The 25,590-nt window shown below is 72.2% G+C and carries 19 protein-coding genes; 6 read left to right on the top strand and 13 right to left on the bottom strand.

What is annotated here, in order from left to right; all coding sequences use genetic code 11:
• Positions 1-154: 154 nt before the first annotated feature.
• Both ACFXPX_RS17865 and ACFXPX_RS17870 read right to left on the bottom strand, forming a co-directional pair.
• Entirely contained in the window at positions 155-916 is a 762-nt protein-coding gene (locus tag ACFXPX_RS17865; protein WP_375893117.1) for a TIGR03936 family radical SAM-associated protein, read from the bottom strand.
• A gap of 221 nt (positions 917-1,137) precedes the next feature.
• Positions 1,138-3,066: a TIGR03960 family B12-binding radical SAM protein gene (locus ACFXPX_RS17870; protein WP_380592997.1), complete on the bottom strand. Its 1,929-nt coding sequence runs from the start codon at positions 3,064-3,066 to the stop codon at positions 1,138-1,140.
• Positions 3,067-3,518: 452 nt separating this feature from the next.
• Between ACFXPX_RS17870 and ACFXPX_RS17875 the strand changes: the two genes are divergently transcribed.
• Positions 3,519-4,826 (top strand): M14 family zinc carboxypeptidase, encoded by a 1,308-nt coding sequence (locus ACFXPX_RS17875; protein WP_380592995.1) that lies wholly within the window; start codon positions 3,519-3,521, stop codon positions 4,824-4,826.
• A 111-nt stretch (positions 4,827-4,937) separates the two neighbouring features.
• Here the strand turns inward: ACFXPX_RS17875 and rodA are convergent, their stop codons facing one another.
• From rodA to ACFXPX_RS17915, 8 genes are all read right to left on the bottom strand, one after another.
• Positions 4,938-6,137: a rod shape-determining protein RodA gene (gene rodA / locus ACFXPX_RS17880; protein WP_375893113.1), complete on the bottom strand. Its 1,200-nt coding sequence runs from the start codon at positions 6,135-6,137 to the stop codon at positions 4,938-4,940.
• Positions 6,134-8,449 carry a penicillin-binding protein 2 gene (mrdA, locus tag ACFXPX_RS17885; protein WP_380642107.1) on the bottom strand — a complete coding sequence of 772 codons (2,316 nt, stop codon included), beginning with the start codon at positions 8,447-8,449 and terminating at the stop codon, positions 6,134-6,136. The genes rodA and mrdA overlap by 4 nt, the downstream gene beginning before the upstream one ends.
• A 63-nt stretch (positions 8,450-8,512) precedes the next feature.
• Positions 8,513-9,157 (bottom strand): rod shape-determining protein MreD, encoded by a 645-nt coding sequence (gene mreD, locus ACFXPX_RS17890; RefSeq protein ID WP_375893109.1) that lies wholly within the window; start codon positions 9,155-9,157, stop codon positions 8,513-8,515.
• 3 nt (positions 9,158-9,160) lie between these two features.
• Positions 9,161-10,114, bottom strand: a complete 954-nt coding sequence (mreC, locus tag ACFXPX_RS17895; protein ID WP_375893107.1) for a rod shape-determining protein MreC — start codon at positions 10,112-10,114, stop codon at positions 9,161-9,163.
• A 98-nt stretch (positions 10,115-10,212) separates the two neighbouring features.
• Entirely contained in the window at positions 10,213-11,238 is a 1,026-nt protein-coding gene (locus ACFXPX_RS17900) for a rod shape-determining protein (RefSeq protein WP_317621116.1), read from the bottom strand.
• Between the two features lie 330 nt (positions 11,239-11,568).
• A complete protein-coding gene (ndk, locus tag ACFXPX_RS17905) occupies positions 11,569-11,982 on the bottom strand; it encodes a nucleoside-diphosphate kinase (protein WP_375893106.1) in 414 nt (137 codons plus the stop codon).
• 92 nt (positions 11,983-12,074) lie between these two features.
• The gene (locus ACFXPX_RS17910; RefSeq protein ID WP_375893104.1) at positions 12,075-12,428 is read right to left on the bottom strand and encodes a DUF4233 domain-containing protein; all 354 of its coding nucleotides are present in this window, start codon (positions 12,426-12,428) and stop codon (positions 12,075-12,077) included.
• A gap of 1 nt (position 12,429) precedes the next feature.
• A complete protein-coding gene (locus ACFXPX_RS17915) occupies positions 12,430-13,821 on the bottom strand; it encodes a bifunctional folylpolyglutamate synthase/dihydrofolate synthase (RefSeq protein ID WP_375893102.1) in 1,392 nt (463 codons plus the stop codon).
• Between the two features lie 230 nt (positions 13,822-14,051).
• Here ACFXPX_RS17915 and ACFXPX_RS17920 point away from each other — a divergent pair, with 230 nt between their 5' ends.
• The 3 genes from ACFXPX_RS17920 to ACFXPX_RS17930 all read left to right on the top strand — a co-directional run bounded on the left by ACFXPX_RS17920 (position 14,052) and on the right by ACFXPX_RS17930 (position 18,414).
• Positions 14,052-15,485, top strand: a complete 1,434-nt coding sequence (locus ACFXPX_RS17920; RefSeq protein ID WP_380642109.1) for a glycosyltransferase family 2 protein — start codon at positions 14,052-14,054, stop codon at positions 15,483-15,485.
• 43 nt (positions 15,486-15,528) lie between these two features.
• Positions 15,529-16,701, top strand: coding sequence for a non-hydrolyzing UDP-N-acetylglucosamine 2-epimerase (wecB, locus tag ACFXPX_RS17925; protein ID WP_380642111.1), 1,173 nt, complete (start codon positions 15,529-15,531; stop codon positions 16,699-16,701).
• 162 nt (positions 16,702-16,863) lie between these two features.
• A complete protein-coding gene (locus ACFXPX_RS17930; protein WP_380642113.1) occupies positions 16,864-18,414 on the top strand; it encodes a chitinase in 1,551 nt (516 codons plus the stop codon).
• Between the two features lie 18 nt (positions 18,415-18,432).
• On the opposite strand, the gene ACFXPX_RS17935 is transcribed toward ACFXPX_RS17930, so the two are convergent.
• Together ACFXPX_RS17935 and ACFXPX_RS17940 are read right to left on the bottom strand one after the other, a co-directional pair.
• Entirely contained in the window at positions 18,433-18,957 is a 525-nt protein-coding gene (locus tag ACFXPX_RS17935; RefSeq protein ID WP_375893096.1) for a hypothetical protein, read from the bottom strand.
• Between the two features lie 390 nt (positions 18,958-19,347).
• Positions 19,348-21,984 carry a valine--tRNA ligase gene (locus tag ACFXPX_RS17940; RefSeq protein ID WP_375893094.1) on the bottom strand — a complete coding sequence of 879 codons (2,637 nt, stop codon included), beginning with the start codon at positions 21,982-21,984 and terminating at the stop codon, positions 19,348-19,350.
• A 190-nt stretch (positions 21,985-22,174) separates the two neighbouring features.
• Here ACFXPX_RS17940 and ACFXPX_RS17945 point away from each other — a divergent pair, with 190 nt between their 5' ends.
• Together ACFXPX_RS17945 and ACFXPX_RS17950 are read left to right on the top strand one after the other, a co-directional pair.
• A complete protein-coding gene (locus ACFXPX_RS17945; RefSeq protein ID WP_380524791.1) occupies positions 22,175-23,014 on the top strand; it encodes a hypothetical protein in 840 nt (279 codons plus the stop codon).
• 91 nt (positions 23,015-23,105) lie between these two features.
• The gene (locus ACFXPX_RS17950) at positions 23,106-23,918 is read left to right on the top strand and encodes a hypothetical protein (protein WP_380524790.1); all 813 of its coding nucleotides are present in this window, start codon (positions 23,106-23,108) and stop codon (positions 23,916-23,918) included.
• Between the two features lie 93 nt (positions 23,919-24,011).
• On the opposite strand, the gene clpX is transcribed toward ACFXPX_RS17950, so the two are convergent.
• Positions 24,012-25,301, bottom strand: coding sequence for an ATP-dependent Clp protease ATP-binding subunit ClpX (gene clpX, locus ACFXPX_RS17955; protein ID WP_030283761.1), 1,290 nt, complete (start codon positions 25,299-25,301; stop codon positions 24,012-24,014).
• Positions 25,302-25,590: the final 289 nt, after the last annotated feature.

The raw sequence follows: 25,590 nt of genomic DNA on the forward strand, positions 1-25,590 counted from the left end.
TCGGCGGGCCCCGAGTGGCCGGCCTGTGCTGCGACGACGCTCGCTCCCCTGGGGAGCCGCGGCAACCCTGGAGGACCGTCGGGTCCAGTGAGGCACTGGACCCGGCCTCCGCCCCCTAGGCGGACGCGGTAGCGCGCGGCCTGCCGGCCGTTTCTCAGCCGGCCGGGGCCGCGGCGCGGTCGAGCGCCAGCGGGTCGGTCACCGTGCCGGACTCCTCATCGAGCGGCCCCTGCGCCAGCCTGGTCACCTCTGCGGGGACCGGCGGCGCCAGGTCGGCCGTCGCACGGAGACCGGACAATACGTCGTCGGGTCGTACGGCGGGTGTGGCGTGTCGTACTACCAGGCGCAGTATCGCACAGGGACGGCCCGTCCGAACATCGCGGCCGTTTCCGACCGCCGTGTCCGCACCGCCGTCGACCTGCGGCTCGACGGCGACGAGCGCCGCCACCGCACCGCGCGCGTCGAAGACCCGCACGCCGTTCTTGGTCCGGCGCTCGACCTCGACCTTCTCCTCGGCGAGGAACGCGCGGACCGCCTCGGCGGCCTCGGCCGGCTCGACGCCGTCCAGGCGCACCAGCCACTCGGAGGCCTCCAGGCGCTCCACGAAGTTGGGCGTGCGCACCTCGACCGCGTCGATCACGTCCAGGCCGTCCGGCAGCGACTCGTCCAGCTGCGCCCGCAGCTGCTCCGGGTCGCGCGCGGCGGCCAGGCCGATCTCCAGGTACTCCGCCTCGCTCGCCACCCCGGTCGGGGCGGCGTTGGCGTAGGACACCTTCGGGTGCGGGGTGAAGCCCGCCGAGTAGGCCATCGGAACGGCGGACCGGCGCAGGGCGCGCTCGAAGGCGCGCTGGAAGTCACGGTGGCTGGTGAAGCGGAGCCGGCCGCGCTTGGTGTAGCGGAGACGAATCCGCTGCACCGTCGGCGCGGGCGGCGGACCGTCGGGCGTACGGCGTGCCAGGGTCGCTCAGTCCTTAGTCAGTTCTCCCCGTCCGGCGCGGCGCAAACCCGCCACTGTCCGGACTCTGTCACCCCAAAGGGTACGCGCCCCGCCGCCCCGCTCGCTCCGCCCCTGGTCAGCCGCCCACGACCGACCCCCGCCCGGAACACTCCGGACGGGGGTCGAGAGCCCTGCGCCGACTACTTGTTGACGACCGTCAGCGGCAGCATCTTCTTACCGGTCGGGCCGATTTGGATGGCCGTGTCCATCTGGGGGCACACGCCGCAGTCGAAGCACGGAGTCCAGCGGCAGTCGTCGACCTCGACCTCCTCCAGGGCGTCCTGCCAGTCCTCCCACAGCCAGTCCTTGTCGAGGCCGCTGTCCAGGTGGTCCCAGGGCAGCACCTCCTCGTAGGAGCGCTCGCGGGTGGTGTACCAGTCGACGTCGACGCCGGTGCCGGCCAGGCCCTTCTCGGCGGAGAGCATCCAGCGGTCGTACGAGAAGTACTCGCGCCAGCCGTCGAAGCGGCCGCCGTCCTCGTAGACCGCGCGGATGACCGCGCCGATCCGGCGGTCGCCGCGGGAGAGCAGGCCCTCGACGATGCCGGGCTTGCCGTCGTGGTAGCGGTAGCCGATGTTCTTGCCGTACTTGCGGTCGCCGCGGATGGAGTCGCGCAGCTTGGCCAGGCGGGCGTCGGTGGCCTCGGCGGACAGCTGCGGGGCCCACTGGAACGGGGTGTGCGGCTTGGGCACGAACCCGCCGATGGAGACGGTGCAGCGGATGTCGTTCTGGCCGGTGACCTCGCGGCCCTTCTGGATGACGTTCTTCGCCATCTCGCCGATCTGGAGCACGTCCTCGTCGGTCTCGGTGGGCAGGCCGCACATGAAGTACAGCTTCACCTGGCGCCAGCCGTTGCCGTAGGCGGTGGCGACGGTGCGGATCAGGTCCTCCTCCGACACCATCTTGTTGATCACCTTGCGCATGCGCTCGCTGCCGCCCTCGGGGGCGAAGGTGAGGCCCGAGCGGCGCCCGTTGCGGGACAGCTCGTTGGCGAGGTCGATGTTGAAGGCGTCGACGCGGGTGGACGGCAGCGACAGGCCGATCTTGTCCTCGGTGTAGCGGTCGGCCAGCCCCTTGGCGATGTCACCGATCTCGGTGTGGTCGGCGCTGGACAGCGACAGCAGGCCGACCTCCTCGAAGCCGGTCGCCTTGAGCCCGCGCTCGACCATCTCGCCGATGCCGGTGATGCTTCGCTCCCGCACGGGGCGCGTGATCATGCCGGCCTGGCAGAAGCGGCAGCCGCGGGTGCAGCCGCGGAAGATCTCCACGGACATCCGCTCGTGCACCGTCTCCGCGAGCGGGACCAGCGGCTGCTTGGGGTACGGCCACTCGTCCAGGTCCATCACGGTGTGCTTGGACACCCGCCACGGCACGCCCGGGGCGTTCGGCACGACGCGGCCGATCCGGCCGTCGGCCAGGTACTCCACGTCGTAGAACTTCGGCACGTACACCCCGCCGGTGCGCGCCAGGCGCAGCAGCAGTTCGTCGCGCCCGCCCGGGCGGCCCTCGGCCTTCCAGGCGCGGATGATCTCGGTGATGTCGAGGACGGCCTGCTCGCCGTCGCCGATCACCGCGCAGTCGATGAAGTCCGCGATCGGCTCGGGGTTGAACGCCGCGTGGCCGCCGGCCAGGACGATCGGGTCCTCGTCGGTGCGGTCCGCGGCCTCCAGCGGGATGCCGGCCAGGTCGAGCGCGGTCAGCATGTTGGTGTAGCCGAGCTCGGTGGAGAACGACAGCCCGAACACGTCGAAGGCCTTGACCGGGCGGTGGGCGTCCACGGTGAACTGCGGCACCCGGTGCTCGCGCATCAGTGCCTCGAGGTCCGGCCAGACGCTGTAGGTGCGCTCGGCCAGCACCCCCTCGCGCTCGTTCAGCACCTCGTAGAGGATCATGACGCCCTGGTTGGGCAGCCCGACCTCGTAGGCGTCGGGGTACATCAGCGCCCAGCGGACGTCGCAGGCGTCCCAGTCCTTGACGGTCGAGTTGAGCTCGCCGCCGACGTACTGGATCGGCTTCTGGACGTGCGGGAGGAGTGCCTCCAGGCGTGGGAAGACCGATTCGACAGTCATGTACTAGGAACCCTTACGACGTGATTCGGTGCCGCGATTCGGCACGGGAGGGGTGACCCTCAAGGGTAGCCCAATCCGGGGAACGGCCCGTCCGGGACGGTTGCCCGCCGGTGCGCCCCGGCGCGATCCGCACCCGCCGGTGACCGCCCCGGCACGCGCGGTGCGCGCCCGCCGCCCGGCCCCGTCCGCCGTTGACACGCCCGGAACGCCCGTGCGGTACTGACAGGGCCCTGCCCAAGGCCCTGCACCCCTTCCGGAGACGGGAGTTGGGTCGTACGCTCGGCCAACGCCGACTCCCCGGCGGCCCGCTCGCCCCAGTACGCCCTCCCCCGTCCCCGCGCGGCCCCCTCACCCCGGCCCCGCGGAGCCCGTCCCCCGGCCCGCAGGCCGCGTCCGGCGGCGCGGCACTCCCGCGCGCCCCGGCGGCCGTACGACCGGTCGCAAGGAGAACCATGACCGACACCGGTCGGCGGGTCCGGCCCCTGGCCCTGCGCGCCCCCGACGCCCGGCCGGCCCGCTACCCCACCGCGGCCCAGGCGGAGAGCGCGGCCCGCCGCCTCGCCCTGCGCCACCCCGACCGCTGCCGGCTGCGCGAGGTGGGCCGCTCCCGGGCCGGGCGCCCGCTGCTGCTGCTCTCGGTGGACCGCGGGCCGCGCGCCGCCCTGGTGGTCGGCGGCCCGCACCCGAACGAGCCGATCGGCACCGCCGCCGCCGTCCGGCTGGCCGAGGTGCTGCTGGAGCGCCCCGCCCGGCCCGGGCTGTCCTGGCACCTGCTGCTCTGCCTGGACCCGGACGGCGCCGCCCTCAACGCCGGCTGGCTGGACGGCCCGCTCACCATGCGCCGCCACTACGAGCACTTCTTCCGCCCCGCCTTCGAGGAGCAGCCCGAACTGCTGCCCGCCCCCGGCTCCGGCCGCCCGCCGATGCCGGAGAGCCTGGCGCTGACCGGACTGATCGACGAGCTGCGCCCCTTCCTGCAGTGCTCCCTGCACGGGGTGGACTTCGGCGGCGCCTTCGTCCAGCTGACCGGCCCGGTGCGCGGCCTGGCCGAGCGCTTCGCCCGCTCCGCGGACCGGGCCGGCATCCCGCTGGACGTGGACTCCTACGACGCGGTCGGCTGGTCCAGCCCCGCCCCCGGCACCTATCTGATGCCACCGCCCGGCAGCACCGGCACCCCCCGGGCGCTGCCGGACGAGCCCGAGCTGTCCACCTGGTCGTACGCGGCCCGGTACGGCGGGGTGACCGCCGTCCTGGAGGTCCCGATGTGGGCCGTGGACGCGGTCGGCGACGCCCGGGTCCATCCGGCCGGGCCGCGGGCCGTCGGCGAGGCGGCCCGCGAGCTGACCCTGCGCACCGAGCAGCTCGACGCGCTGCTCGCCCGCGTCCCGGCCCAGGCCCGGGAGGCGTACGGCCCGCTGGTGCGCACCGCCGAGTTCAACCTGGCGGTGGCCCCGCGGATGGCCGCCGAGTGGCTGGAGCTGTGGTGCCCCGGCCCGCTGAGCGCCTCCCGGGCGACCACGGCCGGGCTGGTCGCCGCCCGGCTGCCGCTGCGGGTGGCCTCGATCCTGCTGCGGTTGCTCGCCGACGCCCGCGGCCCGGCCGCCGAGGCCACCCGGGAGCGCGCCCGCGCCGTCGTGGCGGACAGCCTGGAGCGGCTGCGGCACCGCTTCGGTGCCCGCTGGGTGCCGGTCCAGGAGCAGCTGGCCCACCAGACCCGGGCGGTCCTGACCGCCGCCGACTGCCTCTTGCATCCTGCCTGACGATTCGTCAACTCTCTTGCAGGGCAAGGCGAAGGGCCGGCCCGAAGGGATCCGGACCGGCCCTGGGAGCCGAACGTTCAGGGGAGCCGAACGTTCAGGGGAGCCGACGGCTCACGCCGCTATCGGCCGCTGGCTGCGCACCGCCTGGAGCAGCCCGATGCCGATCCAGACCGCGAACATCGAGGAGCCGCCGTAGGAGACGAAGGGCAGCGGGATGCCCGCGACCGGCATGATGCCCAGGCACATCCCGATGTTCTCGAAGGCCTGGAAGGAGAACCAGGCGATGATGCCGGCCGCCACGATCGTCCCGTACAGGTCGGTGGCCTGGCGGGCGATCCGGCAGGCCCGCCAGAGGATCACGCCGACCAGCGAGATGATCGCCAGCGCTCCGACGAAGCCGAGTTCCTCACCGGCGACGGTGAAGACGAAGTCGGTCTGCTGCTCCGGCACGAACTGCCCGATGGTCTGGGTGCCGTGGAACAGCCCCTTGCCGGTCAGTCCGCCCGAGCCGATCGCGATCCGGGCCTGGGCGGTGTTGTAGCCGACGCCGTTGGGGTCGAGCTGGGGGTTGGCGAAGGCGGCGAAGCGGTCGATCTGGTACTGGCTGAGCAGCCCGAGCTTCCAGATCGCGATGCTCCCGCTGACCCCGAGCGCCAGGATGCCGAGCACCCAGCGGTTGGCGGCGCCGGAGCCGAGCAGGATGCCGAGCACGACCGCGGACATCACCATGACCGACCCGGCGTCCGGCATCAGCAGCACCAGGCCCATCGGCAGGCAGGCCCAGACCAGGCCCCGGAACACCGCCCGGTGCGAGGGGAACTCCCGCTCCCCCGCGTCGACCTGGTCCGACAGCACGACGGCCATCGCCAGCAGGATGGCGACCTTCGCGAACTCGGCGGGCTGGACGGAGAAGCCGCCGCCGAGCTGGATCCACGAGTGGGCGCCGTTGACGGTCGAGCCGATCGGGCTGAGCGTCGCCATCAGCAGCAGGATCACGCCGACGTAGACGAAGGGCACCAGGGTGCGGACCCGCCGGGCTCCTATCGCTATCACCACGGCGCACAGCACCAGGCCGATCACGAAGTTCGTCAGGTGCCGGTAGAGGAAGTACTGCGGGTCCCCGTGGGTGAGGTTGTCGCGCCCGCGGGTGGCCGACCAGACCAGCAGCGAGCCGACGAGCGAGAGGGCCAGGCCGGCCAGCAGCAGTATCCAGTCCAGCCGCCAGAGCGGGGAGTCCTTGGCCAGGGCCTTGGAGACCCCGCTGCGCTGCGGGCTCAGCCGCAGCTGCCGGTACGAGCCGTAGGAGGTCATGCCCGTCCCCTTCCCGGGCGGTTCGGTTCGAGCGCGGCGGCGTCGGCCGCGGTGTACGCGGCCGGGCTGCCGGCCGGGGGCGCCGGGTCGAGGAAGGCCGCCGCCGGGGCGGCGTCGGGCAGGGCCGGGGCCACCATCGCCGGGGCCGCGGCGGACACCGGGGTGAGCTGCGTGGCGGCGGCCCCCCGGTCCGCACCGGCGTCGTACGAGGCCGGCTTGATGATCGCGGTGCCGTCCGGGTTGAACTTCGGCAGCTGGCCCTGCGGCGCGGGCAGCAGCGCCTTGCCGTTGTCGATGTTGCCCTTGTCGTCCACGCCGTACAGCGCCTGGTAGATCCGGCGCACGGCGTCGCCGGAGCCGCCGGAGCCGGTGCCGCCCTGGCTTATCGTCATGACGACCGCGTAGTCCTTGCTGTACGTGGTCAGCCAGGAGGTGGTCTGCTTGCCCTCGACCTCGGCGGTGCCGGTCTTGGCGTGCAGCTCGATCTTGTTCTGCGGCCAGCCGGCCCCGGCGAACTTCCAGGCGGCGGTGCCGCTGGTGATGACGCCGGCGGTGGCCTGGTCGATGTAGCTGAGCAGCTTCTGGTCGCCCGGGAACTTGGCGTCCTCGTGCGGGGCGATGTCGCGGACGAGGTCCCCGCTCGGGCTTATCACCGCCTTGGCGATGGTCGGCCGGTAGAAGATGCCGCCGTTGGCCAGCGCCGAGTAGATCCGGGCCATCTGGACCGGGGTGACGAGGGTGTCGCCCTGGCCGATCGCGAAGTTGACGGCGTCACCGGCGCGCATCTGGTAGCCGTCGACGCAGTTCTCCCGGGCGATCTGGTCCGAGAAGCTGTTGCCGCCCTTCTGCGCCTGGGCGCACCAGGCGTCCTTGTTGTTGTCGTAGAAGGACTGCTTCCACTGCCGGTCCGGCACCCGGCCGGGGACCTCGGCCGGCAGGTCGATGCCGGTCTTGGCGCCGAGGCCGAACTCGTGGGCGGTCTTGAAGAACCAGTCGCCCGGGTTCTTCGGCTTGATGCCGCCGTCCTTCATCCACTGGTCGTAGGCCAGGCCGTAGAAGACGGTGTCGCAGGAGACCTCCAGCGCCTTCTCCAGGGAGATGGAGCCGAAGTTCTCGCTCTCGAAGTTCTTGAACTCGCGGCCGCCGATGGTGAGGCTCTTGGGGCAGGCGTAGGTGCCGTCCAGCGAGTAGCCGGCCTGCACGGCGGCGGTGGTGGAGACGACCTTGAAGGTCGAGCCGGGGGCGGACTGACCCTGTATGGCGCGGTTCAGCAGCGGGAAGTTGGAGTCCTTGCTGGTCAGCGACTGGTAGTCCTTGCCGCTGATGCCGCCGACCCAGAGGTTGGGGTCGTAGGTGGGGGCGCTGGCCATCGCGACGATCCGGCCGGTGTGCACGTCCATCACGACGGCGGCGCCGGAGTCGGCCTCGTAGTTGCGGTTGGTGACCTTGTCGAAGGTGTTCCGGGCGTCGTTCATGGCCTGCGCCAGGTTGTCCTCGACGACCTTCTGCACCCGGGCGTCGATGCTGGTGACCAGGTTGTCGCCGGTCTGCGGGGCGACGGTGCCGGCGGTGCCGATCACCCGGCCGAGGTTGTCGACCTCCAGCTTGGTGATGCCGGCGGTGCCGCGCAGGTCGCGGTCGTACACCGACTCCAGGCCGGCCCGGCCGATCTGGTCGGCCGGCAGGTAGCGGTCCAGGCCGCTCTTGGCGGCGGTCTTGCTGACCTCGTCGTCGGTGACCGGCGAGAGGTAGCCGAGCACCTGGGCCATGTTGGCGCCCTCGGCGCCGGTGTAGCGGCGCACGGCGGTGGGCTGCGCGGTGACCCCGGGGAAGTCCTCGCGGCGCTCCATTATCTGCATCGCCTGCTGGGTGGTCGCCTCCTTGGTGACCGGGATCGGCTGGTAGGGAGAACCGTTCCAGCAGGGCTGCTGGGTCTTGGCGTCGCAGAGCCGGACCTTCTCCTGGACGTCCTTGGCGGGCATCCCGAGCACGTCGGCGAGCCGGCCGAGCACCCCCTTGCCGCCGTCCTTCTGCTGGAGCAGCGAGGTGCGGCTGACGGACACCACCAGCCGGGTCTCGTTGCCGGCCAGGATCCGCCCGGAGGCGTCCAGGATCTCGCCGCGGACGGCCGGTTCGACCACCTCGCGGATGTGGTTGCCGGTCGCCTTGGCGGTGTACTCCTTGGCGTTGCGGATCTGCAGGTACCAGAGCCGTCCGCCCAGGGTGGCGAGCAGCGACAGCACCAGGATCTGCAGAACCACCAGACGGATCGTCACCCGCCGGGTACGGCCGGTCTCGGGGATGTTGCTCACGTCTCGTGCGCTCCAGGGGTGCGGGAGGGTCAGGAGGTCTGGGGGCGGGCCTGGACCGGCCGGTTACGGGCGCCGGGCGAAGCCGGGCACGCGCCGCTTCTTGTACGCCGGGCCGCTGGAGACCTCGCGCGTGGTGCGGTAGCGGGCCAGCGATCCCAGACCCAGGCCCGGCCCGCTCTCGTCGTCGTCGGCGGCGGTCACCGGGTCGCGGCCGAAGCGGCGGCCGAGCATCATCACCAGCGGCACCACGAACGGGGCCAGCAGCAGGTCGTACAGCAGGGCGCTGACCACCAGGCCGCCGAGGCCGACGTGCCGGGCCGCGGTGTCGCCGACCAGGGCGCCGACCAGCGCGTACAGCAGGGTGGAGGCGATCGCCGCGGCGCCGACCACCAGCAGCGCGCCGGAGACGGAGCGCTGGCGGCCGTGCTCGGGGCGCAGCAGCCCGGCGGCGTAGCCCATCAGGCAGAGCACCAGGGCGTAGCGGCCGATCGCGTGGTCGGAGGGTGGTGCGAGGTCGGCCAGCAGGCCGGCCGAGAAGCCGACCAGGCAGCCGCCGGTCGGCCCGTAGACCATGGCCAGGCCGACCACGACGAGGAGCAGTATGTCCGGGGTGGCTCCCGGGAGCTGGAGCCGGCCGAAGACGCTGACCTGGAGGATCAGGCCGAGCAGGATCAGGACGGCCGAGACGGGGATGCGGGCGAGGCGCATGGCTCAGTTCCCCCCAGTGGGCTTGGCGGGCGGGGCGGCGGGCGCGGAGCCCTGCGGCTGGGCGGGCGCGGCCGGGGCCTGGCTCTGCCCCGGGGTGGGGGCGGGCGGCAGCACGGCGTCGCGCGGGTCGGTGCGCGGGGGCACGACGACCACGCCGACCAAGTCCAGTCGGGTGAACTGGACGAAGGGCTCGACCAGGACGGTCTTGGTCAGCTGGCCGGCGTTGGCCTGGACCTCGGTGACCTTGCCGACCGGGACGCCGGGCACGAACGGGCGGCCGCTCTGCGAGCCGAAGGTGACCAGCCGGTCGCCGGTCTTGACCTGGGCCTTCCCGTTGAGCAGGGAGACCTTCATCGGACTGTCGCCGCCGCCGGAGGCGAAGCCGATCTCGCCGCTGCCCTCCAGCCGGGTGCCGGCCGAGAAGCCGGGGTCGGAGGCGAGCAGCACGGTGGCGGTGGTCGGGCCGACGGTGGTGATCCGGCCGACCAGGCCCTGGCCGTTGATGACGGTCATGTCGCGGGTGAGGCCGTCGTCGCTGCCGGCGTCGACGGTGATGGTCCAGGAGAAGCCCTGGGCCGGGCCGATCGCGATGACCTGGGCGGCCTTGACGGTGTAGCCGCCGGCGCCGGCGGTGCGCAGCAGGTCGTCCAGCTGCTTGGTGCGCCCGGTGGCCATGTCGGAGGAGGCGAGCTTCTGCCGCAGTTCGGTGTTCTCGCGGGCGAGCTGGTCGGTGCGGCCGCTGTCGGTGGCGGCGTCGCGGAAGGCGCGGACGGTGTCCGCGACCGGGTCCACGACGGTGGCGGCGCCGCGCTCGACCGGGCCGAGGACCTTCGCGGCGGCGTGCCGGGCCGGGCCGAGCGGGGAGTCCTCACCGCCCTTGATGTCCACGGTGATGAGCGCGAAGGCGACGGCCACCAGCAGGATGAGCAGCAGCCGGCTCTCTCGTGTGTCCCTCACGGTGCTGGTACTGCCCCTTCGTACCTGGCGACCGCCCGGGGCTGTGGGGCCCGGGCGGCGGCCCGTTCAGTTGAGTGTCGGATGGTGTCGTCGTGGTGCTAACGGCGCGGCGAGGCGTCCAGTACCTGCTGGAGCGCCTCGAACTCCTCGACGCACTTGCCGGAGCCGAGCGCGACGGAGTCGAGCGGGTTCTCGGCGATGTGGATCGGCATGCCGGTCTCGCGGCGCAGCCGCTCGTCCAGGCCGCGCAGCAGGGCGCCGCCGCCGGTGAGCACGATGCCGCGGTCCATGACGTCGCCGGCCAGTTCGGGCGGGCACTGGTCGAGGGTGGTCTTGACCGCGTCGATGATCGAGTTGACCGGCTCGTCGATGGCGGCGCGGACCTCGGCGGCGGAGATGACGACGGTCTTGGGCAGGCCGCTGACCAGGTCGCGGCCGCGGATCTCGGCGTGCTCGTCCTTCTCGCCCTCCATGCCGAAGGCGCTGCCGATGCTCATCTTGATCTGTTCGGCGCTGCGCTCGCCGAGGAGGAGCGAGTACTCCTTCTTGATGTGCTGGACGATCGCGTTGTCCAGCTCGTCGCCGGCCACCCGGATGGACTGGGCGGTGACGATGCCGCCGAGGGAGATGACGGCGACCTCGGTGGTGCCGCCGCCGATGTCGACGACCATGTTGCCGGTGGCCTCGTGGACGGGCAGGCCGGCGCCGATCGCGGCGGCCATCGGCTCCTCGATGATGTGCACCTGGCGGGCGCCGGCCTGCGAGGAGGCCTCGATGACGGCGCGGCGCTCGACGCCGGTGATGCCGGAGGGCACGCAGACCACGACCCGCGGGCGGGCCAGGTAGCGGCGGCGGTGGATCTTGAGGATGAAGTAGCGCAGCATCCGCTCGGTGATCTCGAAGTCGGCGATCACGCCGTCCTTGAGCGGGCGGATGGCGACGATGTTGCCGGGCGTGCGGCCGATCATCTTCTTGGCCTCGGCGCCGACCGCCAGGATGCCGCCGGTGTTGGTGTTGACCGCGACGACGGACGGCTCGTTGAGGACGATCCCCTTGCCCCTGACGTACACCAGCGTGTTGGCTGTTCCGAGGTCGATCGCCAAGTCGCGGCCGATGAAGGACAGGTTGCTCGCCATGGGGTGTGGGTGCCTTCCCGGGCTCGGAGTTCTTGGGGGGTGGACGGATGCGCGCCCACGCTTGGGCGGAGACCGGCTGAGCTGCCGTACCGGGCCCTTGAGTCGCGTCCATCGTAGTCACGCCGCACGGCACGGACATCGACGCGGGGCATACCGTCCATTGTCCGGAGCGTGATCGCTTCTCCGAGCATTGGGACGCCGTGTCGGCGTTCCCAGTTCCCTATTTCACGATAAGAATGCCCCGGCCGGGCCAATGGTCCCGACCGGGGCGGTACCAACGTCCCTGCCGGGGCGTGGCGTCCGAAGACGGACTCCGCGTCAGGCGTTCGCGGGGAAGAAGATCTTGATCTCGCGCTCGGCGGACTCCGGGGAGTCGGAGGCGTGGATCAGGTTCTCGCGGGTGATCGTCGCGTAGTCGCCGCGGATGGTGCCGGAGCCGGCCTCCAGCGGGTTGGTGGCGCCGGCCAGCATCCGGATGCCCTTGACGACCTCCTCGCCCTCGACGATCAGCGCGATCGACGGACCGGAGGTCATGAACTCCAGCAGCGGCTCGTAGAACGGGCGGCCGACGTGCTCGGCGTAGTGGGTCTCCAGGGTCTCCCGGTCGAAGGTGCGCAGCTCGACCGCGGTCAGCTGCCAGCCGGCCTTGCGCTCGATGCGGCTGATGATCTCGCCCGCCAGGCCGCGGCGGACGGCGTCGGGCTTGAGCAGGACGAGAGTGCGCTGGGACACGGTGCGTCTCCTGGTGATCTGGTACGACATGCGGTACGGGGCAGAGGTTACCTTGCGTGAACGACCGGTCGGTTGCGCCCACCCGGCCGGGGTCAGGCGGCCTGGGCCTGCGCCTCGGTGGCGGCGGCGCGGGCGGCCTTGAACTCGTCGACCTTGCGGCCGTAGTGCACCGAGCACCACCACAGGCCGGCGAAGACCACGCCGAGGCCGAACATGGTCGGCAGGACGAAGCCGCTGGCGATCAGGCCGATCTGCAGCGCCCAGCCGATCTGCACCGCGCCGGGGCGGTTGATCATGCCGCAGAGCGCGATGCAGAGCGCCATCGCGATGCCGCTGACGATCCACACGGTGGCCGTCGAGACGCTGGAGAGCTGCATCGCGACCAGCGCCGCGAAGAGCACCAGCAGCGCCTCGCCGATCAGCGTCGAGGAGCAGAGCGTCCTCATGTCACTTCCTCCCGAGCAGCAGGCGGGCCTCGCCCACCGTGATGACCGAACCGGTGACCAGGACCCCGGCGCCGCCGAGGTCGCCCTCCTCCTCGGCCAGGGTGACGGCCGCGGTGATGGCGTCGTCGAGGCGGGGCTCGACCTGGACGCGGTCGTCGCCGAAGATCTCGACGGCCAGGGCCGCGAGGGCGTCCACGTCCATGGCGCGGTGGGTGGAGTTCTGGGTGATGACGACCTCGGCCAGGATCGGCTCGAAGGCCTCCAGCACGCCGGCCACGTCCTTGTCCCCCGAGGTGCCGATCACGCCGACCAGGCGGGTGAAGCCGAAGGACTCGTTGATCGCGGCGACGGTGGCCCGGGCGCCGTGCGGGTTGTGCGCGGCGTCCAGGATGATCGTGGGGCTGCGGCGGACGATCTCCAGGCGGCCCGGCGAGGAGACGCCGGAGAAGCCCTGGCGGACCTTGTCGACGTCCAGCTGGCCGCCGCGGGCGCCGCCGACGCCGAAGAAGGCCTCGACCGCGGCCAGCGCCAGCGCCGCGTTGTGCGCCTGGTACTCGCCGTGCAGCGGGATGAAGACGTCCTCGTACTCCTCGCCGCCGAGCCCGCGCAGCGTCACCAGCTGGCCGCCGACGGCGAGCTCACGGCGGATCACGCCGAACTCCATGCCCTCGCGGGCGACCGTGGCGTCCACCTCGACGGCCCGGCGCAGGATGACCTGGGCGGCGTCCAGCTGCTGCTGGGCGACCACGGCGACGGCGCCGGACTTGATGATCCCGGACTTCTCGACCGCGATCTCGCCGGTGGTGTTGCCGAGCTTGTCGGTGTGGTCCAGCCCGATCGGGGTGATCACGGCGACGGCGGAGTCGATGACGTTGGTGGCGTCCCAGGAACCGCCCATGCCGACCTCGACCACCCCGACGTCCACCGGGGCGTCGGCGAAGGCCGCGTAGGCCATGCCGGTGAGCACCTCGAAGAAGGACATCGGGACGGGCTGCGCGGCGTCGACCATCTGCACGTAGGGCTCGATGTCGCGGTAGACCTCGACGAAGCGCTCCGGGCTGATCGGGGCGCCGTCCAGGGTGATCCGCTCGGTGACGCTCTCCACGTGCGGGCTGGTGTAGCGGCCCGTGCGCAGTTCGAAGGTGTTGAGCAGCTGCTCGATCATCCGGGCGGTGGAGGTCTTGCCGTTGGTGCCGGTGATGTGGATGGAGGGGAAGGACCGCTGGGGCTGGCCCAGGATGTCCATCAGCGCCTCGATCCGGTCGAGCGAGGGCTCCAGCTTGTTCTCCGGCCAGCGCTTGGAGAGCTCCAGTTCGACGTCGCGCAGGGCGTCGCCGGTGCTGTCGTCGGAGGGGCGGAGGGTGTACGGATTCGGGTCGGCCTTGTCGCTCACGTCCACAGTCTACGGAGCGGCGGCGGCCCGTCCTCACAGGGCGAGGGGAACGGCGCCGACGGGATCGCGGCGGGGTGGGCGCGGGGTGAGAACGGCCACTTTGCCCCGTCTTTGCCCGGCTTCTTGATTTTGCTCCCTTTACTATCGATTCAGCGAGTTTGTACGGCAATGGAGCATCGATTCGCAACCCACAGGAGCTGACAGCCTTTGATCATGAGGAGCACTGCGCCATGCCCGACGCCCTGCACGACTGGATCGTGCTCCGCCAGGACGCCGTCGTCTGGTTCGCCGGACTGATCTCCCTGGCCCTCGTCGGCTACATGGCCCTCGTCTTCGGACGCTTCCTCGTGTACTGGGCCGGCTCCCGCCACGCCTTCCGGCACAGCCGCCCCGCCCCGCCCGGCGACCCCGCCGCCCTCCAGTGGCACCTGGTCATCCCCTGCCGCGACGAGGAGGCCGTGGTCACCCAGACCCTGGACGGCCTGCGGACCAGCGCACCCGAGGCCCACCTCTGGGTGATCGACGACGACAGCGAGGACGCCACCCGCGAACTCGTCCTCGCCGCCGCGGCCCGCGACCCGCGGATCCACCTCGTCCAGCGCCGCCGCCCGCACGCCCGGATCGGCAAGGGCGCCGCGCTCAACGCCGCCTACCGCGAGATCTCCGCCTGGCTCCCCGAGTCCACCGACCGCTCCCGGGTGGTCATCGGCGTGGTCGACGCCGACGGACAGCTCGACCCCGGCACCCTCGGCCAGGTCTGCAACCCCAAGGCCCTCGGCCGCCCCGACACCGGCGCCGTCCAGATCGGCGTCCGGATGCGCAACGCCGACGACGAACGCCCGCTGCCCGGCCGCGGCCGCACCGCCAACGCCCTCGCCCGCGCCCTGGTCCGGATGCAGGACGTCGAGTTCCAGGCCAACAACGCCGGCATGCAGCTGCTGCGCCGCCGCACCGGCAGCGTCGGCCTCGGCGGCAACGGCCAGTTCGTCCGGCTCACCGCCCTCGACTCGCTCACCGCCGAGGAGGGCCGGGCCGGCCGCCCCTGGCCCGAGCGCGCCCTGCTGGAGGACTACGAGTCCGGCCTCGACCTGCGCCTGGCCGGCTGGCGGCTCACCCACGTCACCGAGGCCCAGGTCTCCCAGGAGGGCCTGGTCTCGCTGCGCCGCTTCCTCACCCAGCGCACCCGCTGGGCCCAGGGCAACATGCAGTGCCTGCGCTACACCGGCCGGGTGCTGCGCTCCCCGCACTACCCGGCCTCCGGCAAGGCCGAGGTGCTCTACACCTTCCTCCAGCCGGTGGTCTGCGTCCTGCTGGTGCTGCTCTTCCCGCTCTCGCTGGCCATCACCACCGCCGGGCTGGTGCTCTTCCCCGCCGAGACCGCCGACTTCCAGCTCCGGTTCGGCCCGTGGATGCTGCTCGCCTTCGTGCTCGCCACCCTGCCGATGGTGTTCTGGGGCCTCGCCTACCGCAGGGCCGTCCACCCGGACCGCAGCCGGCTCACCGGACTGCTCTGGGGCGTCCTGGTGTGGCTGTACGCCTACCACCTCTTCGTGGTCGCCGCCCGGGCCGCCGTCCGACTGCTGCTCGGCCGCAACGGCTGGGCCAAGACCCGGCGCAACGCCGAGAAGGTCGCCGTCGGCGCCCCCACCGCGCTCGAGTCCTGAGCCCCCACTCCCCCACCCCGCGTCGTCCTCCCGGAGCCCCCGCATGAGCACGTGCCTGCCCCCGAACAGCGTCGCCGTCGTCCTCGGCACCCGCCCCGAGCTGGTCAAGCTCGCCCCGCTGATCCACGAACTCGGCAACGCCACCCGGCTGGTGCACACCGGCCAGCACTGGGACGAGGCGATGTCCGGCCGCTTCCTGCGCGACCTCGACCTGCCGGAGCCCGAGCTGCTCACCGGCGTCGGCGGCCGCCCCCGGGCCGGCCAGATCGCCCAGTCCCTCGGCCAGCTGGACGCCGCCTTCGCCGAGGACCGCCCCGCCGCCGTCGTCGTCCAGGGCGACACCAACGCCACCCTCGCCGGAGCGCTGGCCGCCAACGCCCGGGAGATCCCGCTGGTGCACGTCGAGGCCGGGCTGCGCAGCTACGACCGGGCGATGCCCGAGGAGCACAACCGGGTGATGGTCGACCACGTCTCCGACCTGCTCTGCGCCGCCACCGAGGACAACGTCGCCAACCTGCGCGCCGAGTCCCTCGACCGGGGGCGGATCGAACTCACCGGCAACACCGTGGTCGAGGTGGTCCGCCGTCAGCTGCCCGACGCCGCCACCCGCGCCGCGCTGCTCGCCGCGCACGGGCTGCGCCCGGACGGGTACGTGCTGGCCACCGTGCACCGCCCGGAGAACACCGACACCGCCGAGGCGCTCGGCGCCGTACTCGCCGAGCTGGACCGGATCGCCCGGGCCGGCACCCCGGTGCTGTTCCCGATGCACCCGCGCACCCGGGCCGCCGTCGCGCGCTTCGCACTGGACGCCCTGCTGGAACGCCTGGCCGTCACCGAGCCGGTCGGCTACGGCGACTTCCTCGGCCTGGCGAGCCACGCGGCGCTGCTGGTCTCCGACTCCGGCGGCGTGCAGGAGGAGTGCACCGTGCTCGGCCGTCCGCTGCTGGTGGTGCGCCGCTCCACCGAGCGCCCGGAGGCGGTCGACGCCGGCTTCGCCGCGCTGGTGCGGCCCGGCGAGGAACTCGGCGAGCTGGCCCGCGGCTGGCTGTCCGACACCCCCGAGCGGCTGGCCCGGCTGGCCGCCACCCCGAGCCCGTACGGCGACGGCCGCGCCTCGGCCCGGATCGCCACGCTGACCGCCGCCCTGGCCGGACCCGCCGGGAGCACCGGGACCGCCGGGAGCGACGCCGCCCAGGACGCCCCGCTGGCCGCGTAGGGCCTCTTGACAGCCGGATTGGTCTACTCCACCTTGTGAGGCAAGTCTCCGTTCCCGACCGGGACTTGAGTTGTCGGTAGCTCCCGCACGCGCACCATCGACACCCCGGACGGCACTGACCCCACCCAGCGCCGCCGGGCCTCCCCCACTGGAGATGGAGTCATGCCACCTGCCCGACACCGGCGCCCGCGCGCCCTCCACCCGCTGCTCGCCGGCACCTGCGCCCTCGTCCTCGGCCTCGGCGGGCTCGTCCTGGCCGACGGCACCGGCGCACACGCCGCCGACACCGACCTGATCACCAACGGCGGCTTCGAGACCGGCGACCTCTCCGGCTGGACCTGCTCCAACGGCACGGTCCGGAGCGCCGGCGCCCACTCCGGCCGGTACGCCCTGCAGTCCACCCCCGCCGGCTCGGACACCGGCGAGTGCACCCAGACCGTGTCGGTGAAGCCCTCCTCCTCGTACACCCTGAGCTCCTGGGTCCAGGGCTCGTACGTCTACCTGGGCGCCCGCGGCACCGGCGGCGGCGATCCGAGCACCTGGACCCCCGGCGGCACCGGCTGGAGCCGGCTGAGCACGAGCTTCACCACCGGCCCGGGCACCACCAGCGTCACCGTCTACCTGCACGGCTGGTACGCCCAGCCGGCCTTCCTCGCCGACGACGTCACCCTGCTCGGGCCCGGCGGGCCACAGTCCTCCCCCAGCCCGACCGCCACGGCGACCGCCACCGGCACCGCCTCACCGAGCCCGACGGCCACCGGCACGGGCACCGGCACCCCCACCCCCACCGGCACGTCCACCCCGACCAGGCCGCCCGGCCTGCCCAAGCACGTCCTCACCGGGTACTGGCAGAACTTCGACAACGGCGCCACGGTGCAGCGGATCAGCGACGTCCCGGCCGCCTACGACATCATCGCGGTCGCCTTCGCCGACGCCACCGCCACCCGCGGCGGCCTGGGCTTCACCCTGGACCCGGCCCTGTCCACCAAGCTCGGCGGCTACACCGACGCCCAGTTCAAGGCCGACATCGCGGCCAAGCGGGCGGCCGGGAAGCGGGTGGTGCTCTCCGTCGGCGGCCAGAACGGCACGGTCTGGGTGGGCGACTCCGCCTCCGCCGCGACCTTCGCCGACACCGCCTGGGCCCTGCTGCAGAACTACGGCTTCGACGGGATCGACATCGACCTGGAGAACGGCATCGACTCCACCTTCATGGGCCAGGCGCTGCACTCCCTGGCGGCGCGGGCCGGCAGCGGGTTCGTCCTCACCATGGCGCCGCAGACCATCGACATGCAGTCGACCGGGATGGAGTACTTCAAGCTGGCGCTGAACGTGAAGGACGTCCTCACCATCGTCAACATGCAGTACTACAACTCCGGTGCGATGAACGGCTGCGACGGCAACGTCTACTCCCAGGGCACCGAGGACTTCCTCACCGCCCTGGCCTGCATCCAGCTCAAGGGCGGACTGCGGCCCGACCAGGTCGGGCTCGGGGTGCCGGCCTCCACCAGCGCCGCCGGCGGCGGCTACACCGACCCCGGCACGGTGAACAAGGCGCTGGACTGCCTGGCCTCCGGCACCGGCTGCGGCAGCTACCGGCCGGACACCGCCTGGCCCGGCATCGGCGGGGCGATGACCTGGTCGACCAACTGGGACGCCAGGGCGGGCAATCCGGTCTCCGCCACCATCGGCGCCCACCTGCACGCCATGCCGTGAGCCGCCCCCGGGCCGGGGTCAGACCCCGGCCCGGGCCTCCGGGACGTGCGCGCAGCCGCCGTGCCGGCGGCGCAACTCGGCCGTGATCTCGGCCAGTTCACCCTCGGGCAGCAGCGGCAGCATCATCGCGACGCCCTGCAGCAGACCGCCGAGCAGGAAGGTGGTGTCCGCCGTCGCCGCGACCAGGCCGCGGACCTCGGCCACCCGGCCGTCCGCGACCGCCTCGATCAGCTGGGCGGCGTTCGCGCTCTCCTCGTCCACCTGGACGGCGCCGCCGTCCAGAGGGGCCCGGCGGGCCATCGCCCGCAGCACCCGGTCGCCGACCTCGGGGGCGTACGCCTTGCGGACGGCCTCGGCGGCGATCCAGGTGAGCAGGGCGGTCACCTCCCGCTCGGCGTTCTCCGCCAGCAGCAGGTCCAACTCGTGGTCGAACGCGAGCTGGTTGCCGTGGCGGAAGGCGAGCAGCAGGGTCGCCGCCCTGGCCTTGGCCTCCTCGACCGCCTCGGCAGGCAGTTCCTGGGCCAACTCCTCGGTCACCACCACGCCATGCCTCCCGTCCGTCGCTCAGCAGGAACGCTCAGCAGAAACACCTTCGGAAACTCCGAGCACACCGTACACATCCGACCTGAAAACTTCCGCGAACGCGCGCGGGCAAGACCGGAATCAATTCGCTCGGAATAGGACCTCACCCGGTCCAGGATGAATATTCGCCGGAAGGGAGCAATGTTGCTGCTCTATTAGGCGTAGTGACCGTCCCGCCGGGCCCGCCGAAAACGGCGCGCCGCAAACGAACGCGCCGTAACCAGCGCGCCCGAAGGAGCACGCCGGAAGGAACACACCGGAAGGAGCGCGCCGAGAATCGGGCACGCCGGAGAACGCCGAGGGGCCGCACCCCGCGCGTCGCGGGATGCGGCCCCCAGGGGCGGTGCGGGCTCAGCCCTGCGGCAGCGCCGCGAGCTGGGCGGTGATCCGGGCGATGTCGGCCTCGGCGGCCTCCTGACGGCCCCGGATCTTGGCGACCACCTCGTCCGGCGCCTTGGCCAGGAAGGCCTCGTTGCCGAGCTTGGCGGTGGTCTGGGTCTTCTCCTTCTCGGCGGCCGCGAGGTCCTTGGCGAGGCGCTTGCGCTCCGCCGCGACGTCGATGGTGCCGGAGAGGTCCAGCGCGACGGTGGCACCGGCCACCGGCAGCGAGGCGGTGGCCGCGAAGCCCTCCTCGGGGACGGTCAGCCGCAGCAGCGAGCGGATCGCGTCCTCGTGGACGGCCAGCACGGTGCCGGCCAGCTCCAGCTGGGCCGGGACGCGCTGCGCGGGCTGCAGGCCCTGGTCCGAGCGGAACCGGCGGACCTCGGTGACCACCTGCTGCAGCGTGGCGACCTCCGACTCGGCGGCCGCGTCGCGGTAGCCGCTGTCCTTCGGCCACTCGGCGACGACCAGCGACTCGGCGCCGGTGAGAGTGGTCCACAGCGCCTCGGTGACGAACGGGACGACCGGGTGCAGCAGCCGCAGGGTGACGTCCAGGACCTCGCCCAGGACCCGGCGCGAGGCGTCGGCCTGCGGGCCGCCCTTGGCCAGGGTGGTCTTGGAGAGCTCCACGTACCAGTCGAAGACCTCGTCCCAGGCGAAGTGGTACAGCGCGTCCGAGAGCTTGGCGAACTGGTAGTCCTCGTACAGCCCGTCCACCTTGGCGACGGTGGCGTTCAGCCGCGACAGGATCCAGCGGTCGACCGCGGTCATCTCCTCGGGCGCCGGCAGCGGGCCCTCGGTGGTGGCGCCGTTCATCAGCGCGAAGCGGGTCGCGTTCCAGATCTTGTTGCAGAAGTTGCGCGAGCCCTTGACCCAGTCCTCGCCGATCGGCACGTCGGCGCCCGGGTTGGCGCCGCCGGCCAGGGTGAAGCGGACGGCGTCGGCGCCGTAGGCGTCCATCCAGTCCAGCGGGTCCACCGCGGTGCCGGAGGACTTCGACATCTTCTTGCCGAACTCGTCGCGGACCAGGCCGGTCAGCGCGACGGTCTTGAACGGCGCCTCGCCGTCCATCGCGTACAGGCCGAACATCATCATCCGGGCGACCCAGAAGAAGATGATGTCGTGGCCCGTCAGCAGGACGTCGGTCGGGTAGAACTTCTCCAGGTCGGCGGTCTTCTCCGGCCAGCCCAGCGTGGAGAACGGCCACAGGCCGGAGGAGAACCAGGTGTCCAGGACGTCCGGGTCCTGGACCCAGCCCTCGCCGGTCGGCGGCTGCTCGTCCGGTCCGACGCAGACGACCTCGCCCTCGGGGCCGTACCAGACCGGGATCCGGTGGCCCCACCAGAGCTGGCGCGAGATGCACCAGTCGTACATGTTGTCGACCCAGTCGAAGTAGCGGCGCTCCAGCTCCTTCGGGTGGATCTCCACCTTGCCGTCGCGGACGGCGTCGCCGGCGGCCTTGGCCAGCGGCTCGACCTTGACCCACCACTGCAGCGACAGCCGCGGCTCGACCACGGTGTGGCAGCGCGAGCAGTGGCCGACGGCGTGCATGTACGGGCGCTTCTCGGCGACGATCCGGCCCTGCTCGCGCAGCGCGCCGACGACGGCCGAACGGGCCTCCATCCGGTCCAGGCCGAGGAAGGGGCCGTGCACGGTGATCGCACCGCGCTCGTCCATCACCGTCAGGTTCGGCAGGCCGTGGCGCTGGCCGATGGCGAAGTCGTTCGGGTCGTGCGCGGGCGTCACCTTGACGGCGCCGGTGCCGAACTCCGGGTCGACGTGCTCGTCGGCGACGACCGGGATCTCCCGGTCGGTCAGCGGCAGCTTGATGGTCCGGCCGACCAGGTGCCGGTAGCGCTCGTCGTCCGGGTGGACGGCCACCGCGGTGTCGCCCAGCATCGTCTCGGCCCGGGTGGTGGCGACGACGATCGAGTCGTCACCGTCGCCGTAGCGGATCGAGACCAGCTCGCCCGGCGTGTCCTCGTGCTCCACCTCGATGTCGGACAGCGCGGTGAGGCAGCGCGGGCACCAGTTGATGATGCGCTCGGCGCGGTAGATCAGGCCGTCGTCGAACAGGCGCTTGAAGATGGTCTGGACGGCCTGGGACAGGCCCTCGTCCATGGTGAAGCGCTCGCGCGACCAGTCCACGCCGTCGCCGAGGCGGCGCATCTGGCCGAGGATGCGGCCGCCGTAGCTCTGCTTCCACTCCCAGACCTTCTCCACGAAGGCCTCGCGGCCCAGGTCGTGGCGGGAGAGACCGGCCTCGGCGAGCTGCTGCTCGACCTTGTTCTGGGTCGCGATGCCCGCGTGGTCCATGCCGGGCAGCCAGAGCGTCTCGAAGCCCTGCATGCGCTTGCGGCGGGTCAGCGCGTCCATCAGCGTGTGCTGGAAGGCGTGACCGAGGTGCAGGACGCCGGTGACGTTCGGCGGGGGGATGACGATCGTGTACGCGGGCTTGTCGCTCTTCGCGTCCGCGGTGAAGTAGCCACGGTCCACCCAGCGCTCGTACAGCTCGCCCTCTACGTCCGCGGGGGTGTAGGTCGTCGGGAGGGTTGCCGCATCGTCCCCGGTGGTGCTCACGGGGCGCTGGTTCGTCGTGTCGGTCACGACGCACAGTTTACGTAACCGTGGGCGCTGGTTACGAACCGCTTTCGGTCCGCGGACTCGGCCGGTCCGGGCGCTCCCGCCGCCGGTGCCGTGCGGTAGCGTGCCCGGGCACTCGTCCGGGTGACCGGGCGTGCACGGACATACCCATACGAAGATCGGCCGCGAGTGCGGCGGGGGAGCACGAGGACACATGTACGGCCAGGGACAGGGACAGCAGTATCCGCCGCCGCAGGGCCAGCCCTACGGCGGCCAGCCCTACGGCGCACCGCCGCCGCAGCAGCCCTACGGCGCCCCGCAGCCCCAGTACGGGTACCCGCCGCAGCAGCCCTACGGCGCCCCGCAACCGCAGTACGGCGTGCCCCCGCAGGGCCCGTACGGCCAGCCGGGCTACCCGGCGCCGCCGCGCAAGGGCAAGGGCGGCCTGGTGGTCGGCCTCGTCGTCGGCGCCCTGGTGCTCGGCGGCGGCGGCTTCGCCGCCTGGAAGTTCCTCGGCGCCGGCAGCGACTCGGGCGGCCGCTACAAGCTCAGCGCACCGCAGACGCTGCTCGACGGCTACGTCCAGAAGTCGGCGAAGGAGGAGGCCGCCGACATGAGCAAGCCCGAGGTCGCCAAGGTCGGCACCGACCTGCACGCGCTGGTGGCCAGCTACAGCAAGGGCGCCGACGTCAAGAACATGGACTCGTTGTCGGTCGTCGGCATCTACGGCTCCCTCAACGACCCCGCGCAGATCATCGCCGACTCCAAGAAGGACAGCGGCGGCCTGACCTGGTCCACCCCGATGACCGACTTCCCCGCCAAGGACGGCCACGCCTCCGACGGCAAGCTCAGCTGCGGCGTCGCCAGCATCATCGGCAAGCCCGGCCCGACGGTCTGCGTCTGGGCGGACAAGTCCACCTACGGCCGGGTCACGTTCAGCCACCTCAGCCTGGGCACCACCGGCAGCACGGGCGGCAGCGACTCGGGCCTCACCCCCGACCAGGCCGCGGAGAAGACCCGCACCGTCCGCGACGCCATGAAGGTGGCCCGCTGACCCGCGGCCCCGCCCGGCCGCCCCCGCGGCAGCACCACTCCGCCGGTACCCCCGGCGGTCTCCACGCGCGACGTCCCAGAAAGGGTCCCGCATGTCCGACCAGAACCCGTACGGGCCCCCGCCGCAGCCCGGGTACCCGGCGACCCCGCCGCCGGCCGCCCCCGGCTACGGCGGTGTCCCGCCGCAGGCCCCGCCGCCCGGCTACCCCGCACCCGGCGGGCCGGAGGCCGGCGGCTACCCGGGCTACCCGGGCACCCCGGAGGGCGCACCCGGGGCCTACCCCGGTTACGGCGGGTACGCGCCGGTGCCGCCGCGCAAGTCGCGCCGCACGCTGTGGATCGTGCTCGGCACCGTCGGCGCCGTCCTGGTCGTCCTGATCGGCGTGTTCGGGTACCTCGCCTGGAACGTGACCAGCGGCACCGGCACCGAGAAGCTCGTGATGCCGGCGACCTTCAAGGACCTCAAGGCCAACGACGACCCGGCGGTGACCGGGAAGCTGCAGGACGAGCTGACCTCCAAGATCGGCCAGGGCGACGGCAATTGGAAGCCCACCGGCGTCGCCGGGGTCTACCAGGACGCGGACTCCACCCCGCAGCTGATCGCGGTCGGCGTCTACGGCAAGGTACTGCTGCCCAAGCAGGAGCTGGACCAGATGTTCGCCGGCTTCTCCGGCGCGGGCGGCACGATCAGCGGCCGGCACGCGGTGGACCCGGGCCCCAAGGGCGGCCAGATGGAGTGCGCCACCTCGCAGAGCGGCGAGAGCAAGCTGGCCCTCTGCGCCTGGGCCGACAAGAGCACCGTCGTCATGGTGCTCAAGGGCTCCGACGACGGCACCCAGCCCGACATCGACAAGCTCGCCGCCGACACCCGCGACCTGCGCGCGGTCGCCGAGGTGCCCAAGTAGGCCCGCCCGGACCCGCGGTGACGAAGGGGCCCCGCACCGGATTCCGGTGCGGGGCCCCTTCGCTGCCTCCGGCCGAAGGCCGTCGGCCCGGCCTCAGGCGCTCTTGTCGCGGCGCTCGCGCTTGATCATGTCGCGCGGGACGAGGGTGGGGATGGCGTGCTTGGAGACGACGTCCCCGGTGACCACCACGCGGGCGACGTCCTGACGCGAGGGGACCTCGTACATCACGGACATCAGCACCTCCTCCATGATGGCCCGCAGACCGCGCGCGCCGGTGCCGCGCAGGATCGCCTGGTCGGCGATCGCCTCCAGCGCGTCCCGGGAGAACTCCAGCTCCACGCCGTCCAGTTCGAAGAGCTTGCGGTACTGCTTGACCAGCGCGTTCTTCGGCTCGGTGAGGATCTGCAGCAGCGCCTCGCGGTCCAGGTTGTGCACGCTGGTGATCACCGGCAGACGGCCGATGAACTCGGGGATCATCCCGAACTTCACCAGGTCCTCGGGCATCACCTGGCGGAAGTGGTCGCTGGCGTCCGACTCGCGCTTGGAGCGGATGTTGGCGCCGAAGCCGATGCCCTTGGCACCCGCGCGGCCCTCGATGATCCGCTCCAGGCCGGCGAAGGCACCGCCGACGATGAACAGCACGTTGGTGGTGTCGATCTGGATGAACTCCTGGTGCGGGTGCTTGCGCCCGCCCTGCGGCGGCACCGAGGCGGTGGTGCCCTCCAGGATCTTCAACAGCGCCTGCTGCACGCCCTCGCCGGAGACGTCGCGGGTGATCGACGGGTTCTCGCTCTTGCGCGCGACCTTGTCGATCTCGTCGATGTAGATGATCCCGGTCTCGGCCTTCTTGACGTCGTAGTCGGCCGCCTGGATCAGCTTGAGCAGGATGTTCTCGACGTCCTCGCCGACGTAGCCGGCCTCGGTCAGCGCGGTGGCGTCAGCGATCGCGAAGGGGACGTTCAGCATCCGGGCCAGGGTCTGCGCCAGCAGGGTCTTGCCGGAGCCGGTGGGGCCCAGCAGCAGGATGTTCGACTTGGCCAGCTCGATCGCGTCCTCGCGGCCGTTGCCGCCGCTACGGCCGGCCTCGCCCGCCTGGACCCGCTTGTAGTGGTTGTAGACCGCGACCGACAGCGCCTTCTTGGCGAGGTCCTGGCCGACCACGTACTGGTCCAGGAACTCGTAGATCTCACGCGGCTTCGGGAGCTCCTCGAAGCGGACCTCGGAGGTCTCGGCGAGTTCCTCCTCGATGATCTCGTTGCACAGGTCGATGCACTCGTCGCAGATGTACACGCCTGGGCCGGCGATCAGCTTCTTCACCTGCTTCTGCGACTTGCCGCAGAACGAGCACTTGAGCAGGTCGCCACCGTCTCCGATGCGTGCCACGAGGTGCTTCCCCTTCGCCAGGGGCCCCGCGGGGGTTCCGGGGCCTGGTGCTGTGGACCGTCCGCGCCGACGGCGCTCGGTCTCGCTATCCGACGGTACTCTGCCGGGCCCGTGATTCCGTCCTCTTCGCCGGGTCTGCCCTACGCCCTGGGCGAATTGATACCGAACAGATGCCGTGACAGCGCCCGCCGACGGGTCGGGGGGGGGGGGGGCCCCCGGGGGGGCCCCCCCCCCCCCCGCCAACGGCCGACCGCGGAGCGGCGGGGTTTGGGGTGGCGGGTTAGATGGT

Origin of the sequence: Kitasatospora sp. NPDC059146 (assembly GCF_042786665.1) — a bacterium.
GTDB lineage: Bacteria > Actinomycetota > Actinomycetes > Streptomycetales > Streptomycetaceae > Kitasatospora.

Coding starts and splice junctions, on each gene's coding strand:
- ACFXPX_RS17870 (WP_380592997.1), bottom strand. CDS start 3,066: ATGACTGTCGAATCGGTCTTCCCACGCCTGGAGGCACTCCTCCCGCAC.
- ACFXPX_RS17875 (WP_380592995.1), top strand. CDS start 3,519: ATGACCGACACCGGTCGGCGGGTCCGGCCCCTGGCCCTGCGCGCCCCC.
- rodA (WP_375893113.1), bottom strand. CDS start 6,137: ATGACCTCCTACGGCTCGTACCGGCAGCTGCGGCTGAGCCCGCAGCGC.
- mreD (WP_375893109.1), bottom strand. CDS start 9,157: ATGCGCCTCGCCCGCATCCCCGTCTCGGCCGTCCTGATCCTGCTCGGC.
- ACFXPX_RS17910 (WP_375893104.1), bottom strand. CDS start 12,428: ATGAGGACGCTCTGCTCCTCGACGCTGATCGGCGAGGCGCTGCTGGTG.
- ACFXPX_RS17920 (WP_380642109.1), top strand. CDS start 14,052: ATGCCCGACGCCCTGCACGACTGGATCGTGCTCCGCCAGGACGCCGTC.
- wecB (WP_380642111.1), top strand. CDS start 15,529: ATGAGCACGTGCCTGCCCCCGAACAGCGTCGCCGTCGTCCTCGGCACC.
- ACFXPX_RS17930 (WP_380642113.1), top strand. CDS start 16,864: ATGCCACCTGCCCGACACCGGCGCCCGCGCGCCCTCCACCCGCTGCTC.
- ACFXPX_RS17945 (WP_380524791.1), top strand. CDS start 22,175: ATGTACGGCCAGGGACAGGGACAGCAGTATCCGCCGCCGCAGGGCCAG.
- ACFXPX_RS17950 (WP_380524790.1), top strand. CDS start 23,106: ATGTCCGACCAGAACCCGTACGGGCCCCCGCCGCAGCCCGGGTACCCG.